The sequence below is a fragment of the Virgibacillus byunsanensis genome (genome assembly GCF_042675965.1).
Lineage (GTDB): Bacteria > Bacillota > Bacilli > Bacillales > Amphibacillaceae > Virgibacillus_R > Virgibacillus_R byunsanensis.
Window position 1 is genome coordinate 227,170 of record NZ_JBHTKJ010000012.1, and the last position, 17,219, is coordinate 244,388.

The window sequence follows — 17,219 nt, forward strand, 5'->3', positions numbered from 1 at the left end:
TGTGGATTATAAAATCTTATAATCGGGTGGGAGAGGGACAGCAGAAATATGAGGAGATTACATGCCTTATAACGAAAGCGAATCATTACAACATAGCTCTGAGGGAACATGGCGTAAAGAAATTACAGCCGGTTTAATCGGCTATCTAACTACAGTATATATTGTTGCTGTTAATGGCGCTATCTTGAGTGAAGCAGGAATTTCACTTGAAACAGGTATGATCGCTACCATTTTAGCAAGCTTTGTTGGAACACTTCTTATGGGTTTATATGCTAAGCTCCCCTTGATTTTAATACCTGGTATGGGGATCAATGCATTATTTGCTTATTCAATTGTTGAAGGAACCGGACTTAGTTTTCAGGAAGGTTTAGCTGTTGTTCTAATAGCGGCCATACTTTTTCTAATCACCGCATTTACCCGATTGGGGCTCGTATTAAAAGATGCTATACCAGACTCGCTGAAACATGCTATTACAGTTGGCCTCGGATTTTTCTTAATTTTAATTGGTTTAGAAAATACTGGAATTGTTGTCAGCGGAAAGCAATCAGTGGTTGCAATTGGAGATTTCACATCACCTACTGTAATCGTTAGTATCTTGACATTATTCTTTGCTATATTCTTATTTATGAGAAATGTTCCAGCTAATTTTCTTATAACGATGCTTGCCGGTACTGCACTTTCTTATTTTTTCGGTGTCTTGGATACCGAAACTAGAAGTCTATCCTTAGATGTTAGTGAAAGCTTCTTTCTTCCTTCTTTTACAGCGATAGGAGATATAAGCTTTTGGCTCGCTATATTCCCATTAGCGATGATATTAATTTTTGAAAACATGGGATTATTACATGGTCAGCTTCACATGTTGAAACGAAGTAAGAGTTACACAAAAGCATATCAAGTTACAGCATTTTCTTCCCTTACCTGTGCGTTCTTTGGTACATCACCAACTGTTTCAGCAGCCGAAAATGCTGCTGTTATCGCATCTGAAGGTAAATCCAGAAGAGCTGCAATAACTGCAAGTTTGTTATTCTTAGCAACCATTTTCATTATACCATGGATATCTATGATTCCTAGTACGGCTATAAGCCCTATTTTAATCATTGTTGGTGTATTAATGGCTCAAAATATTCGTCATGTACCATTAGATGATTTATCAGAAGCACTTCCTGCATTTTTAATAGCTGTGATGGTTCCTTTTACGTACAGCATTGCAGATGGAATGGCATTTGGTTTTATTGCCTACCCAATTGTTAAAATTGCTCTAGGTAAAAAGAAAGATCTGTCAATCGCTTTAATAGTCATTTCTCTATTGTTCCTTTTTGACTTTATTATAAAGATCATTGGTCTTTAAAAAGGCTATCTCGTACAGCTTGTTGCTTTTGAGAGACAATAGATATAAACTGCGACGTAACTTGATGTGACGGTTAACCTACCGCTACGGAAATACACTTCGCTTTCCGTGGGCGGCTGATGAGCCTCCTCGAGCTAACGCTCTGCGGGGTCTCAACTAGGCCTCTGCTCCCACAGGACAAGGAAAGCTACATAGCTTGGCATCGCACGAAGAAAATGTGGTCTTTACATTTTCAAGGAGTCTACGTGTATTTCCTCCGCTGTTATTTAAGTTACTGTCGTGGGACTGTATCTGTATTAATAAAACACCTTACCAGTTCGGGTGAGCGGAGGGCGGTGACTCCTGCGGGAACAGCACGTGTCCGAAGACCCCGCAGAGTGGTTTTCTCGAGGAGGCTGAGGCCGTGCCCGCGGAAAGCATCCGTCCGTAGCGATCCCGGACGGCGGCAATAGCACAACTTATAGAAATAAACCAAGCGTTACGACGCATTTTACATCAACTATGATGTTGAAAATGAAACAACGCGTGAGAAAACAGCCATAGAAAAATAAAAAATTGCCTCCTAACTTAGGAGGCAATTTTTTATTTAGCGGTCGATTTAAGCTTTTGTTCTATTATTCCACTGAAAATATATATGAATATATTGGTTGGTTTCCGTGATGTACTTCAACTTCCACATCTTCATATATATCCTCTAAATAATTAACCAATTCTTTGACTTCTTCATCACTAACATCTTCACCCTGAAGAATTGTTAAAATTTCATCATCTTCTGTGATCATTTCCTTTAACAATAGCTTAACAGCTTCTGTTTTATCTTGATGAGAAGTTATAATTTTCCCGTCAGCTATCCCCATGAAATGATCCTTTTCAATTGTAATTCCATCAATTTGTGTATCACGAACAGCATATGTGATTTGGCCTGATTTAACCTCTTCACTAGCACTTTCCATCGTTTCTTTGTTATCTTTTATCTCGGCATCAGGATGAAAAGCAAGCATCGCACTTATTCCTTGTGGGATTGATTTTGTAGGTACTACTTCCACATTTCCCTCAGCAAGGTCAGCTGCTTGTTCTGCTGCCATGATAATATTTTTGTTATTAGGTAGAACAAGTACATTTTTAGCATTTGCTTGTGAAATAGCATTTGTGATGTCTTGTGTACTTGGGTTCATGGTTTGTCCACCTTCAATCACAACAGAAGCACCTAAGCTTTCCAGTAATGATTTTAAGCCTGTTCCCATCGCAACAGTTACAATCGCATAATTAGCTTTTTCCTTTGGTACAGCTTTTTTAGGTCGTTGTTCCCCAACGATCGACGTATGCTGTTCCCGCATATTTTCGATTTTTATATTAATTAAACTTCCATATTGCTGAGCTAAAGTCATAACTGTTCCAGGATATTCTGCATGTATATGTACCTTTACAATCTCATCATCGGATACCACCAATAATGAATCTCCATGCTCACTGAGTTCATCACGGAATGCATCATTGCTAAATGGATTTTCATTTGTCTTTTCTTCTTCAAACTTAACCATGAACTCTGTACAATACCCAAACTCAATTTCAGATGTCTCCATAAAATCTTGGGCTATTTTATGATGTTCAGCATTAACCATCTTATCCATTTCAACCGAATCTGCCACGCTTTCCGGAAGTTCTTCACCTTTTAACGATGCTAAAAACCCTTCATAAATGGTGACAAGACCTTGTCCACCTGAATCAACTACACCTACTTCTTTTAATACAGGCAGCAAATCAGGAGTACGTTCTAATGATGCTTTAGCTTCTTTCAATACTTTTTCCATTAAAGCGATTACATCTTTTTCTAATTTTGACTCTTTTATCGCTTGGTTTGCGGCATCTTTTGCAACTGTTAAAATGGTGCCTTCAACAGGTTTCATTACAGCTTTATAAGCAGTATTTACACCACTTTCGAAGGCATTTGCCAGATCTTTTGTAGAAACAGAATTTTTGTTTTGCATTCCTTTAGCAAAACCGCGAAATAGTTGGGATAAAATTACACCAGAGTTACCTCTTGCACCCATTAGTAACCCCTTCGAAAAAGCTTGGGCTACCTCTGAGATATTATTGCTATTAATACGTTTTACTTCATTTGCTCCAGAAGTCATAGATAAATTCATATTCGTGCCTGTATCTCCATCCGGAACCGGAAAAACGTTTAAAGCATCTATGGTCTGGGCATTATTAGTTAAATGGTGTGCTCCAGCGAGTACCATTTGTGTAAATGCTACTCCGTCTAACTTTTGAACCGTCACATTACTTCCTCCTCCACAACTAGTAGAAAAATATGGCTAATCGCTAACAACATAAAGCGATAGCCAACATCTTTCCTATGATTCATACGTTTAAATAATTATTTTAAACGTACAAATTAGCAAAGGTTTATTCCTTTGCTACACGAACTCCTTGAATATAAATGTTTACTGAGTCAATTGATAAACCTAATGACTTATTTAAGGTGTATTTTACTTGAGATTGTACATTGTGTGCCACTTCAGATATCTTCGTACCATAACTAACAATGATATACATATCTATATGAAGATGATTTTCTTCCTGTCTGACAACTACACCTTTTGAGAAATTTTCTTTTCTAAGGATTTCTGCAATCCCGTCCCTGATCTGGCTTTTTGATGCCATACCAACAATACCGTAGCACTCGACTGCTGCGCCACCAGCAATTGTAGAAATAACTTCATTTGTAATCGTTACGTGACCATCATTTGTATTAAGTTCAATGGACATAATTATCCTCCTCTAATACCCACTCGTTATAAGGATATTTTACTACAAGCAATTCAATATTAAAAGTATCATTATTCCATACTAATTTTATTTCTTATAAAGAATGGATGAATTCCGTTGATCTGTCAAGTGTTCTTTCTTTATAGTTTAGAAAACTTGGCTAATCGTCATGTTAATTGCACTTATGTAGATAAAAAAGTTTTATACCTTATTATTTACTAAAAAATACGCCAATAATTACAAGGAATAATTGCATTATATCGGCACCTGTGATAAATTATATAAGTACTAAATGACACTTGTATAGAGTAGGAGGGATTACCATGGCTAGAAAATGTGTTGTAACTGGACGTAAAACTCGCAGTGGAAACCAACGTTCTCACGCTATGAATTCCAACAAGCGTAATTGGAAGGCTAATGTGCAAAAAGTTCGTATTATGGTAGATGGAAAACCTAAAAAAGTTTATGTTTCTGCTCGCGCCCTTAAATCAGGTAAAGTAGAGCGCGTATAATATACCTGATGACTTAACATTAGTTAGTGGCTAAAGAGCACCCAATCATATTGGGTGCTCTTTTATGTTTAGTCTGTTTTCGTAAAGTTTGTTGCTTTTTAGAGAATAGATATAAACTGCGACATAACTTGATGTGACGGTTAACCTACCGCTACGGAAATACACTTCGCTTTCACCCATCCGGGTACAAGTGCGACATCTGCTTCGTTTCACTGCGCAGTGTCTTCTACCCGTGGGCGGCTGATGAGCCTCCTCGAGCTAACGCTCTCTGGGGTCTCAGGCTAGGCCTCTGCTCCCACAGGATAAGGAAAGCTACATAGCTAGACATCGCACGCAGAAAATCGGTTTGTATTTTCAAGGAGTCTACGTGTATTTCCTCCGCTGTTATTTCTGTTACTGTCGTGGGACTGTATTAGTATTAATAGAACCCCTTACCAGTCAGGGTGAGCGGAGGGCGGTGACTCCTGCTGGAACAGCACGTGTCTGAAGACACCGCTCAGATGCGCCTGCGTCTTCTAGTAACGCTTCGAAGTATGCTTCCTCAGCGCAAGGGAACGAAGAAGATGATTCAAGTAGTACCCTGGCTGAAGCCGTGCCCGCGGAAAGCATCCGCCCGTAGCGATCCCAGACGGTGGCAATAGCACGCGTTCTTAGAAATAAGCCTAAAGTTACGTCGCAGTTTATATCAACTATGAAGTTGAAAAAGCAACATGCGTGCGAAAACAGCCAATGTTTATGATTAACTTGTACAAATAAAAAAATGAGCTTCTGTCAAGAATATTGACAAAAGCTAGCTTACATTACTTATCTTTTTTAAACATTCCAATAACCACTCGAACAAATCCACCTAAAAACCTTGGGAGCTTAATAGTATAAAATTTCATGAGTTCGCCCTCCTCCATTTACCAACACAGGTCACTTTGGAATCGCATCAGAAATAGCATCACGACTCTTTACTAGTAATAGTATGCCTTCTTGATACGAAAAAGTACCATTATTTGAAAGAAGCTTGTTTGATATACAGAGAGTTGAACCCCACGAAACAGTTTCATGTTCTAATGGATAATAAAATCCTTCTAACGTTAACCCATAAACATCAGGAGTATAAGCAATAAATGAAATATTGGGATATTCTTCACTCCGTACAACTGTATGAGTACCCGGGAGTGTTAACGTTAGTTGATTATATTTATCGACAATAGTCCCTTGAATGTTATTTTTTATAATAGCATAAAGAAGTTGGATGTTGATCAAGGAATGATCTAATCTCCCACCAGTCACACCAAACAAATAAATAGATACAGGATTTAATTCATACGCCTTAAATATGGCAATCTCTAAATCTGTATGATCTTTTTCAATGGGAAATTCCTCAAAAAAATGTGCTTGTTGTTGAATAAGTGATTTTTCTTCATTTGAAATAGAATCAAAATCTCCTAGTGCATAGTTAAGAGGTAGATCATTATCTATGATTGTAATGGCACCGCGATCTGCACCAATCCAAATATCCATTTTGTCTTTATAATTATCTAGGTCTGGGATAAGTTCTGTTGGACCATTCCCAATTATACCCACGTTTTGCATATTCATTACTCCACAGTGTTTGTTGCGTCTTTGATTTCTCTTATAGCCTGATTTCTGTTTGATCTATTAAATACAGCACTTCCAGCTACTAAAACATCTACACCAGCATCTGTGCAAATTTTCGCTGTATCAACATTAACCCCACCGTCGACTTCTATTTCAAATGATAAGTTAAGCTCTTTTCTCCAAGCTGCAATCTGTTTCATTTTGTTTACAGTCCCTTCGATAAATGACTGTCCGCCAAAGCCAGGATTAACCGTCATGACCAGCACAAGATCAACATCTGGTAATATTTCTTTAATTGCCTCTGCTGGTGTTGCTGGATTAATTACTACACCAGCCTTTGTTCCAGTGCTTTTAATTAATTGAATAGTCCTATGTAAATGAGGACATGTCTCTTGGTGTACAGAAATAATGGATGCACCGGCTTCACTGAACATTGGTATATACCTATCCGGATTTTCAATCATTAGGTGAACGTCTAACGGTAGATCTGTAACAGGTTTAATTGCCTCAACTATTAGTGGGCCAATTGTAATATTAGGTACGAAATGACCATCCATTACATCCACATGTATATAGTCGGCTCCTCCCTTATCCACCTCCATAATTTCTTCGGCAAGCTTCGAAAAATCTGCTGATAATATCGATGGTGCAATTTTTACCATTTTCAATACCTCGGCTTTCTTGTTTGAATTTCAGTATAAAAACTTAAATAATGTTCGTATCGATAGGATGCTATTTCTCCCTCTTCCACAGCTTGTTTTACTGCACATTTTGGTTCTTTATTATGCATACATCCTCTGAATTTACAATTTTCCTTCCGTTCTCTCATCTCTGGAAAACAATCTGCTAATTCTTCAAGTTCTATTTCATTAAAGTCGAGTGAACTGAAACCGGGAGTATCAGCAACTAGACCATTACTCACCTCTATCAGTTCTACATGCCGTGTTGTATGCTTCCCTCTTCCAAGACTTTTAGAAATATCGTCTGTCTTTAAAAGCAGGGAAGGCTTTAGTGCGTTTAGCAACGACGACTTTCCTACACCAGATTGACCTGCAATAACCGATACATGATCTGAAAAATAAGAATCTAAATGATTTAATTCTTTTTTTGTTGAAATTAATTCAACTTGATAACCAATAGCTTTATAATCTTGTTGATATTTTTCTATATTCTTGTTTAAATCCTCTGAGATGACATCCATTTTTGAGATAAAGATAATCGGCTCAATATCTTTAGACTCGATAAGGACTAGAAATCGATCGAGCAACAAAGGACTAAAATCAGGCATTGTAGCAGAACTTAGAATAACTGCTTGGTCAATATTAGCTATAGGTGGTCGTATTAGTTCGTTTTTTCTAGTTTCAATAGTTGAAATATATCCCTCACCAGGGTTGCTTATATCAAATGTAACGAAATCTCCAACGAGGGGGTTGATTTTCTTTTTACGAAAAACGCCTCTACCTCTACACTGATATATGTCTACACCTGATTTTACATAATAAAATCCACTTAATGCTTTGATGATTCTGCCCTTTGTCATTTATTCACCTTCTTCATAGGAAACTGTTTTATTGATTACTATATCATCATCTCTCATTACTTTATATTCTGCACTTTCACCATGTGGAATAGTTAGCGTAATACTAAATGGTGTATCTTCTGTAATTGTTTCTTCATCATATACATTTTCAATATCATTTTCCATATCTCCTATATATATTCTCACCGTCTGTTCTACTGGCTGATCCTGATTTTCATCAGATTCCTCAGGATTATAATCTATAGTAAAGCTTTCCTCGTGAGATACAGGAGGTTTTTCTTCAGGACCCATCGAAATATATACCTCCACCGTGTCCCCTTCTTCTAATTCCGTATTTGGTGCAGGATCCTGGCGAATTACTTCCCCTTCAGGAGCATCCTCTGAATGTTCTCTTATAGGATCCATAACGAGGTTTTGGCCTTCTAGGGAATCTCTTGCCTCTTGTTCACTCATTCCTCTTAAATTGTTTAAACTGATCGGTTCAGGACCAGAACTCACTTCAAATATAACACGCGTTTCACTTGGAACTACTTCTGTACCTGGTTCCGGTTGTATTTGTTTGACAATTTCTCCTTCTGGCTTATCAGAAGATACCTCCCAAGAGATTATTTCTGAATAACCTAGTTCATCGAGTAATCGCTGCTCTTGGCGGAAGTCTTTACCAACATAATCGGCAAATTCTACTTTCTCTTTTCCTTGACTCACGTATAAAGTAATAGAATCTTCTTCTTTAACTGTTCTTCCCGCTCTTGGGTCTGTTTTAACTACAAACCCTTCCTCAATATCCTCTGAGTACATGTATTCACGATCTGCCTGTAAATTACTCTTTTCGAGTTCATCTACAGCCTCTTCATACTCAAGCTCTACCACATCAGGAACTTCTACATCCTTTGGCTTAAGCAAGCTTGGAATAATAAATAAAGCTGCAACACTGGTTGCAAGGAGGATAAATACTATTATCGAAATAATTAACCATTTTTTCTTTCGCTTTTTCTTCTTCTTAGGAGGTTGCTCGTCCAACGCTTCCTCAGCAAATTTTTTCGTATTACCATTTGTAGCGTGTACAATTGTATTTTGATTAGCATAATCCTGCATCTGATTATCTGTAATTATCGGAATTGCTTTTGTTTCCTCCCCTGCTTCAACAGGAGGAGTAAATTTTTCTTCGTTTATTTTACTAGGATCTAATGCAGTTACTAACCCTTCTTCCATATCATATACGGTATCATAGCGATGAAACGGATCTTTTGATGTTGCCTTTAATACGATATTTTCAACGCTTTGGGGCACATCCTGATTAAACCTTCTGACAGATGGTGTGTCACTTTGTAAATGTTTTAATGCAATAGACACAGGAGATTGTCCTGAAAAAGGTAAACGACGAGTTAAAAGTTCAAAAAGTACGATTCCAAGTGAATAAATATCGGATTTTTTTGTAGCCATTCCACCTCGGGCTTGTTCCGGTGAAAGGTAATGTACAGATCCTAAAATAGAATTGGTTTGAGTTAAGGACGTTGCACTAAGCGCAACAGCAATCCCAAAGTCAGTTACTTTTACTTGTCCATATGTATCAATTAAAATATTTTGCGGTTTAATGTCACGGTGTACAATATCATTTGCATGTGCATGAGCAATGGCTGCTGTTACTTGTTTCATAATATCTAATGCTTCTTGGACATCGATAGGCCCATAGCGTTGTATGTATTCTTTCAAAGTCATTCCATCCACATATTCCATTACCATATATAAGAACTGGTCTTCATCTCCAACATCGTATATGTTTACAATATTAGGATGCGAAAGGCTTGTTGCGGACTGTGCTTCACGGTCAAAACGCGCAATAAACTCTTCATCATTGGCATATTCAAGACGAAGTACTTTTATAGCAACGTCACGATCTAAAATGGTATCCTTCGCCAAGTAAACATTAGCCATTCCGCCGCCGCCAATTGTTTCAATTATTTTATAACGATCATTCAATAGATGACCTTTTAACACAGATTTTCACCTTCTTTCGCAGGAGAATCATGACTTATTATTGCGAGAGAGATATTATCCTCCCCACCCCGCTCATTTGCTAAATTTATAAATTGTTGCATTGTTTCCTCTAAACCACTGTCTGACACTATCAATTCAGCTAATTCTTCATCCGTAACCTTATTAGTTAATCCATCCGAACAAAGCAAGAGTCTATCACCTTGTTCCCAACCGATAGATTGGATTTCTGCGGTAATTTGTTCTTCAGTCCCTAATGCTCGTAACAGAACGTTCTTCCTTGGATGCTGCTCTGCATCATCCTTAGATATTTGTCCTGAACGAACAAGCTCATTTACAAGTGAATGGTCGTCTGTGATTTGGGTGAAATTATTTTCATTCAACAAATAGCACCTACTGTCCCCAATATGGGCTATTGTGACAAACTCATCGGTGCAAACAGTAACCACAATAGTTGTTCCCATTCCTTGACAAGCTTCATTATTATTTGCCTCATGATAAATAGACTTGTTCATTGTTATAACGGCATTCCAAAGCCATTCTTCTATTTCTTCTGGAGATGCTTTGGAATCGGTCTCCTCCCATTTTTCTTGAATGATCGAAGTTGCCATTTTACTAGCTATATCTCCAGCCTGATGACCACCCATTCCATCAGCAACTATTGCTAATAATTGTTGGGACCGATTATAAAAGACACCACCTGAGTCTTCATTATGGTTTCTTACTTTACCCTGGTCAGTTGTAAATTTCCCTTTCATCCTATCACCCCTTTTTCCTACACTATACACAGTAAGATTTACGTCCTGCCTATAGTATCGTAAAGCAGCATGAACAATACTATAAGTATTACATAATTTTACTAAAAACTACAATAGTATTCCATTTATTTACTTTTTATAAGTCGTGTTAGAAAGAATCCATCTGTTTGAAACGTTTGAGGAAAAAGCTGTAGACCCAGTTCAGTATGACCTGGTGAATTTGCTACATTGCTCGGTAGTTGGTCAAACAGTTGGTAATCGACATTATAATCTGTATGTTTTTTTAAGAAAGCTTCGACTACACCTTCGTTTTCCTCTTTATCAACAGTACATGTGCTATAAATTAACTGACCGTCTTTTTTAAGTAAAGGTGCTACACTTTCCATAATCTCTAATTGAATATCTGCTAAGCGCTCAATATCCTTTTCCTGTTTATTGTACTTGATATCAGGCTTACCACGAATAACGCCTAAACCTGAACATGGTGCATCAACCAGGATACGATCAAAGGTTTCCTTCTCATACATCTGGTGAAGATCTCTGGCATCAGCTTGTTTTGCATCTATTATAGTTAAATTCAATTCACTTGCTTTTTTGTTGAGAAGTTTTGCCTTTTTGGCATGCAGATCATACGCGTGAATAACACCTTGATCCTCCATCTTTTCTGCAATGTGAGTCACTTTGCCACCAGGTGCACTACATGCATCTAAAACCTGTAAACCTGGTTTCAGATTCATAACCTCACCAACCAGCATCGAACTTTGATCTTGGACTGTAACGAAGCCTTCAGAAAACAACGAAGTCTTTAGGACGTTTCCTTCTTTAATAACGATACCTTGACTTGAAAAATCAGAGGCGATAACATCCATACCTAGTTCTTTTAATCTTTTTATTGTTTCATCCCGTGTTCCTCTTAACGGTTGAACCCTTATTGACATTGGTTTACGACCTAAATTGGCTTCACACATTTCTCGTGTGATTGTTTCACCATACATGGACAACCATCTTTTAACCAACCATTCAGGATGACTTGTCTCAATAGAGATTTTTGTAGAAGTATTGGTAATTTTACTTGTGTCACGAACACCTTGTCGTTGCAGACTTCTAAGTACACCATTGACTAGAGAGGAGATCCCTTTGTGACCCTTACGTTTAGCTATTTCAACAGCTTCATGAATGATCGCGTGATCGGGTATTTTATCTAAGAATACCGATTGATAAACAGACATTCTTAATAACATTCTTACCCAGGGTTCTAGCTTCTTTTTGGGGTTTAAAAAATCCTCAAGGTAGAAATCCAGTGTGATTTTTCGCTGCATGGTTCCATAAACGACTTCCGTTAAAAGGCCCTCATCCTTAGGATTTATTTTTCGAGATTTTAATTCATGATCAATTAATAAATGACTATATCCACTGTCTTGCTCAATTCTTACTAAAATGTCCACAATCGCTTCTCTTAATTGGTAGTTACTCATTTAATCACCCATCTTAGTACCTATTTTAATTCGTTCAGTAGAGCCACGAAGGTATTCACTTACTGACATTCTTTTTTTACCTGAAGGTTGTATTTCTGTAACACGTATTCCTTTTTGATTACCACAAACAACTGTAAAATCTTCATCTGTTACCAGAACAATCTCTCCAGGGGAACCATTAAAATCCGAATCAACCATGTCCCCCCACCAAATCTTCATCGGTTTATCCTGATATATGGTAAATGCTACGGGCCAGGGATGAAGACCACGAATGTGGTTATAGATTATTTCATGACTTTTTTTCCAATCAATTTTTTCCTGATCTCGTTTTATATTCGAAGCAAATGTTGCATTTGACTCGTCTTGTTTAACAGGGTTTAGCTTTTGGTCAAATAACTGTGGTAACGTTTGTATTAATAAGTCTGCACCAGTAACTGATAATTTATCGTGAAGTGTTCCTACATGATCATTTGTTTCAATAGGAATTTTCCTTTGCGTTAAAATATCTCCTGCGTCTAGTTTATTGACCATATACATGATGGTAATACCGGTCTCTTTTTTCCCTTGTAAAATAGCATAGTGAATCGGTGCTCCTCCACGAAGTTCGGGTAAAATGGAGGCATGCACATTTATACATCCAAATGTTGGTGAATCAAGTAATGCTGTTGGTAGTATTTGTCCATATGCAGCTGTAACAATTAAATCAGGCTTATACTTCACTATTTCCTGGTAATTATCTTTTAATCTCTCAGGTTGAAATACAGGAATTTCATGTTTTTCCGCTTCGGTTTTAACTGGTGGTGGTGTTAGAATCTTTTTTCTTCCTTTTGGACGATCGGGCTGGGTAACTACTAAAACTACGTCGTACCCCTTTTGAACTATTGATTGCAGAATTGGGACAGAAAAATCAGGTGTACCCATAAAAACAATTCTCTTCATCTAAAAACCCCTTTCGTGTTTTAAAAAGGCTTATTTCGTAAGTTTTGTTGCTATTTAATCCTCGCAGTTGATATAAACTGCGACATAACTTGATGTGACGGTTAACCTACCGCTACGGAATTACACTTCGCTTTCACCCATCCGGGTACAAGTGCGACATCTGCTTCGTTTCACTGCGCAGTGTCTTCTACCCGTGGGCGGCTGATGAGCCCTCGAGCTAACGCTCTGCGGGGTCTCAGGCTAGGCCTCTGCTCCCACAGGATAAGGAAAGCTACATAGCTAGACATCGCACGCAGAAAATCGGTTTGTATTTTCAAGGAGTCTACGTGTATTTCCTTCGCTGTTATTTCTGTTACTGTCGTGAGACTGTATTAGTATTAATAGAACCCCTTACCAGTCAGGGTGAGCGGAGGGCGGTGACTCCTGCGGGAACAGCACGTGTCTGAAGACACCGAAGCGGTGGTTTTCCGCTTCGGAGGCTGAAGCCGTGCCCGCGGAAAGCATCCGCCCGTAGCGATCCCAGACGGCGGCAATAGAAATAAGCCTAAAGTTACGTCGCAGTTTATATCTATTGTGGCAAAAACAACAATCTTTTAGAAAACAGCCTTTAAAAAACTTTTTTACATCATTTGATATGGTTGCATATCAACCGTAATAAATAGATCGTCTTTCCTTGTTTCTTCCGAAAAATTTTGAATTATATTTTGGATTAACGTTCGAATATGTGGCTCATTTCTGTATTTTATCATGCATTGATAACGATATCTATTTTTGATACGAGCAAGTGGCGAAGGTGTAGGTCCTAGCACAACCGTTTCATCACTAACATGATCCAATAACATTTTCGTAATCTTTTGTGTCGTTTGTATAACCTTTACTTGATTTTCATGGGAAATAGTCATCAATGCCAAAAAAACGTATGGTGGATATTTAAACGTTTTTCGCATTGCCATTTCCTTTTTATAAAACTGAGTAAAATCATATTCACTTGCTAGTTCGATACTATAATGGTCCGGGGTATACGTTTGGACAATAACCTCACCAGGTAATTCATGTCTTCCCGCACGTCCACTTACTTGTGTTAATAATTGAAAGGTTTTTTCTGATGAGCGAAAGTCTGGCAGGTGCAGCATCGAATCAGCAGTTAATACTCCTACCAGTGTTACATTTTCAAAATCCAAACCTTTTGCAATCATTTGAGTTCCTAGTAAAATATCTGCTTCTCTATTTGCAAATTGATTAAGTAGTTTTTCATGCGCACCCTTACGTCTTGTTGTATCAACATCCATACGGATAACATTTGCCTCTGGAATTAACTGTGTTAATGCTTCTTCAACACGTTGGGTACCTGTTCCAAAGTATCGGATTAAATCACTGCTGCACTCCGGACAAATTGTAGGCATTGGCTCCTCATAAGAGCAATAATGACATTTTAGTTGATTACTATTTTTATGAAACGTAAGAGCGATATCACAATGTGGACATTCTTTCACATGACCACAATCACGGCACATCACAAATGTTGAATATCCTCTTCTGTTTAAAAGCAATACTATTTGTTCTTGCCGCTGGATACATTGTTCTATTCTCTCTTTCAAACTTCGTGAAAACATGGTTCTATTCCCCGCATGAAGTTCTTTACGCATATCAATTATTTCCACCTCAGGCATGGCTTGAGAGTTTGTTCGCTTTTCTAAGACAGCTAACCTGTATACACCTTTTTGTGCCCTTGCATATGATTCTAACGCGGGTGTAGCACTTCCTAGTATCACAGGGCATTGATGATTTTTTCCACGGTGAATCGCAACATCTCTAGCGTGATAACGTGGATTATCTTCTTGTTTATAGCTATTTTCATGTTCTTCATCAATTATAATTATTCCGAGATTCTCAAATGGAGCAAAAATAGCCGATCTTGCTCCGACAACAACCTGAACCTCTTTACGGTGGATTCGGCGCCACTCATCATATTTTTCCCCAGATGATAATGCACTATGTAATACCGCCACCTTGGAACCGAATCTTCCTTTAAATCGCTTGACCATTTGTGGGGTAAGTGATATTTCGGGTACTAAGACGATAGCTTCTTGACCCTTTTTTATAACATCCTGAATCGCTTGCAAATAAATTTCCGTTTTACCACTTCCTGTAACACCATGTACTAAAAACACATCATGCTCATTCGCGACTATTTTTTCCTTGATTGGAATAATTGCTTGTTCCTGCTCTTCAGTGAGTTCCAGTGCAGTGGTTTGAACGATTGACTCATCATCAAATGGGTTACGATAAACCTCTTCACTATAATTTTCAAGTATATGTTTATCTACTAAATTCTTTATCGTGGCATTTGACGTCTGTAGTTTATGTATTAATGTTCTCTTTTCAATTGGGGCTGGATTTTCAATAAAAAAAGTAATCAATTCATGTTGCTTCTTCGCATTTGTCGATAGGTCTAGTAGAGTTTCTTCTAGCAAGTGAGAACTTCGTAATGGCTTAATCATGGTTACACGTTTTTTGGTGATTTTTGATTTCACTAAATAGTTAACTGCAATATCACCGTCCTGAACAGCCTTTTGCAGTTGGTAGTAACTAACGGGAGAATGGTCGACCTCTTCATAGGGAATGACATCACGTCCAGCAAAAAAATTCTCTAATTCATTGGTCATCTCTTCATCAGTTAATCGTATTAATTCTTTTTGATAGTGTGCTTTTAACACCTGTGGAAGCATGGCTTGAAGTGCAGTAATATACAAGCTTAACGTTTCTTCAGCTAGCCATCTCCCTAATTCGAGTAGTTCATTCGTTAGTACAGGTGTTAAATCAAGCACTTCGAGGATATCTTTTAATTTAGTTAACTCTGTTTGAGAAGTAAATTCCACAACGAACCCCATAATTTTCCGTGGGCCAAACGGTACAATTACCCGCATTCCCTTTTGTAGTACTCCTTGGAATTGCTTAGGAATCTGGTAATCAAACGTTTGATTAATTGAACTTGCCGGAACATCTACAATCACTTTTGCTATATTCACTGAACTTCATCCTTCATATCTCGAGCGATATAATTCATTAGCTTATCTGCAACATCCAATTTAGAAGCTATTTCGATCTCTATCGGCTCCAATGATTTGTTTACATATGTTGCAATATTAGTATCACCAGCAAAGCCTGCGCCCTCACTAGCCACATTATTAATAACAATTGCGTCTAAATGTTTATTCTTCAACTTCTGAATACCATATTCTATTGGATTACTAGTTTCAGCAGCAAAACCTACTAAAAATTGATGTGTTTTTTGTTCTCCAAGAGATTGCAATATATCCTTTGTCCGCTCCATTTCCACATTCCAATTATTCGGTTGCTTTTTCATCTTATCATCAAAAGTTACTTTCGGACGGTAGTCTGCCACTGCTGCTGCCTTTATAACAATATCATGTTCTGAAAAATTCGAGTGCATCGCTTCGTACATTTCCTCGGCTGAGGTAACATTAATTCTTGTTATATGGTTGGCTGTAAGTCTAAGATCAACAGGCCCTGTAACAAGTGTAACCTCAGCACCAAGTTTAGCTGCAGCTTCAGCTAGAGCAAATCCCATCTTACCAGATGACCTATTCGTAAAATAACGAACGGGATCTATTTTTTCTCTAGTAGGCCCTGCAGAAATTAAGACTTTTTTTCCTTTAAACAATGAATTACTTGCTATATGATTTGAAACAGTATCTATAATGCTTTCTGGTTCTTCCAATCTGCCCTTACCAACATAACCACATGCCAAATAACCATCACCAGGTTCTATAAAGTGGTAGTTCCATTCTTCTAGCTTTTTCATGTTTTCGATTACTGCTGGATGTGCATACATGTGAACATTCATTGCTGGAGCAATATAAACACTTGCTTGTGTGGCCAATAAAGTAGTGGATAGCATATCATTTGCTATGCCGTTTGCTAGTTTTCCAATAATATTTGCTGTCGCAGGCGCAACGATAGCAATATCGGCCCAATCAGCAACATCAATATGAGCAATTTTTTCTGGATCTTTTTCATCAAACGTATCTATGTAAACGGGGTTTCTGGATAAAGCTTGAAACGTTAATGGAGAAACAAATTCAGTTGCATTTTGAGTCATCATTACTTTCACATTTGCACCATGTTGTGTTAATTTACTTGTTAATGCGCATGCTTTATAAACTGCTATTCCTCCAGACACTCCCAAGAGAATATTCTTACCTTGTAACATATTTCAAACCCCTTTCTTCATATAAGAGAGATTTAATATAAAACCCTCGCATAAAA

Annotated in this window: 14 protein-coding genes; 2 read left to right on the plus strand and 12 right to left on the minus strand. The window is 37.8% G+C overall.

Features of this window, described 5'->3' with window-relative positions; genetic code table 11:
• Window positions 1–61: 61 nt before the first annotated feature.
• The gene (locus ACFQ3N_RS06340; protein ID WP_390360619.1) at window positions 62–1,348 is read left to right on the plus strand and encodes an NCS2 family permease; all 1,287 of its coding nucleotides are present in this window, start codon (window positions 62–64) and stop codon (window positions 1,346–1,348) included.
• Window positions 1,349–1,962: 614 nt separating this feature from the next.
• Here ACFQ3N_RS06340 and ACFQ3N_RS06345 read toward each other — a convergent pair.
• Both ACFQ3N_RS06345 and ACFQ3N_RS06350 read right to left on the minus strand, forming a co-directional pair.
• The gene (locus tag ACFQ3N_RS06345) at window positions 1,963–3,630 is read right to left on the minus strand and encodes a DAK2 domain-containing protein (RefSeq protein WP_390360621.1); all 1,668 of its coding nucleotides are present in this window, start codon (window positions 3,628–3,630) and stop codon (window positions 1,963–1,965) included.
• Between the two features lie 127 nt (window positions 3,631–3,757).
• Window positions 3,758–4,120 carry an Asp23/Gls24 family envelope stress response protein gene (locus ACFQ3N_RS06350; protein ID WP_390360623.1) on the minus strand — a complete coding sequence of 121 codons (363 nt, stop codon included), beginning with the start codon at window positions 4,118–4,120 and terminating at the stop codon, window positions 3,758–3,760.
• Between the two features lie 323 nt (window positions 4,121–4,443).
• Here ACFQ3N_RS06350 and rpmB point away from each other — a divergent pair, with 323 nt between their 5' ends.
• Window positions 4,444–4,632, plus strand: coding sequence for a 50S ribosomal protein L28 (gene rpmB / locus ACFQ3N_RS06355; protein ID WP_085992429.1), 189 nt, complete (start codon window positions 4,444–4,446; stop codon window positions 4,630–4,632).
• A gap of 800 nt (window positions 4,633–5,432) precedes the next feature.
• Here the strand turns inward: rpmB and spoVM are convergent.
• From spoVM to coaBC, 10 genes are all read right to left on the minus strand, one after another.
• On the minus strand, window positions 5,433–5,516 hold the full coding sequence (gene spoVM / locus ACFQ3N_RS06360; RefSeq protein ID WP_390360735.1) for a stage V sporulation protein SpoVM: 84 nt from the start codon (window positions 5,514–5,516) through the stop codon (window positions 5,433–5,435).
• Window positions 5,517–5,547: 31 nt separating this feature from the next.
• On the minus strand, window positions 5,548–6,216 hold the full coding sequence (locus ACFQ3N_RS06365; protein ID WP_390360625.1) for a thiamine diphosphokinase: 669 nt from the start codon (window positions 6,214–6,216) through the stop codon (window positions 5,548–5,550).
• A 5-nt stretch (window positions 6,217–6,221) separates the two neighbouring features.
• Window positions 6,222–6,884, minus strand: a complete 663-nt coding sequence (rpe, locus tag ACFQ3N_RS06370) for a ribulose-phosphate 3-epimerase (RefSeq protein WP_390360627.1) — start codon at window positions 6,882–6,884, stop codon at window positions 6,222–6,224.
• Between the two features lie 2 nt (window positions 6,885–6,886).
• The gene (rsgA, locus tag ACFQ3N_RS06375) at window positions 6,887–7,762 is read right to left on the minus strand and encodes a ribosome small subunit-dependent GTPase A (RefSeq protein ID WP_390360629.1); all 876 of its coding nucleotides are present in this window, start codon (window positions 7,760–7,762) and stop codon (window positions 6,887–6,889) included.
• Window positions 7,763–9,760 carry a Stk1 family PASTA domain-containing Ser/Thr kinase gene (gene pknB / locus ACFQ3N_RS06380; RefSeq protein WP_390360631.1) on the minus strand — a complete coding sequence of 666 codons (1,998 nt, stop codon included), beginning with the start codon at window positions 9,758–9,760 and terminating at the stop codon, window positions 7,763–7,765.
• Window positions 9,754–10,515 (minus strand): Stp1/IreP family PP2C-type Ser/Thr phosphatase, encoded by a 762-nt coding sequence (locus ACFQ3N_RS06385; protein ID WP_390360633.1) that lies wholly within the window; start codon window positions 10,513–10,515, stop codon window positions 9,754–9,756. Before ACFQ3N_RS06385 ends, pknB begins: the two co-directional genes overlap by 7 nt.
• 125 nt (window positions 10,516–10,640) lie before the next feature.
• On the minus strand, window positions 10,641–11,990 hold the full coding sequence (gene rsmB, locus ACFQ3N_RS06390; protein WP_390360634.1) for a 16S rRNA (cytosine(967)-C(5))-methyltransferase RsmB: 1,350 nt from the start codon (window positions 11,988–11,990) through the stop codon (window positions 10,641–10,643).
• On the minus strand, window positions 11,991–12,929 hold the full coding sequence (fmt, locus tag ACFQ3N_RS06395) for a methionyl-tRNA formyltransferase (protein WP_390360636.1): 939 nt from the start codon (window positions 12,927–12,929) through the stop codon (window positions 11,991–11,993).
• A 620-nt stretch (window positions 12,930–13,549) separates the two neighbouring features.
• Window positions 13,550–15,958, minus strand: a complete 2,409-nt coding sequence (gene priA / locus ACFQ3N_RS06400; RefSeq protein ID WP_390360638.1) for a primosomal protein N' — start codon at window positions 15,956–15,958, stop codon at window positions 13,550–13,552.
• Window positions 15,955–17,163 carry a bifunctional phosphopantothenoylcysteine decarboxylase/phosphopantothenate--cysteine ligase CoaBC gene (gene coaBC / locus ACFQ3N_RS06405; RefSeq protein ID WP_390360640.1) on the minus strand — a complete coding sequence of 403 codons (1,209 nt, stop codon included), beginning with the start codon at window positions 17,161–17,163 and terminating at the stop codon, window positions 15,955–15,957. Before coaBC ends, priA begins: the two co-directional genes overlap by 4 nt.
• Window positions 17,164–17,219: the final 56 nt, after the last annotated feature.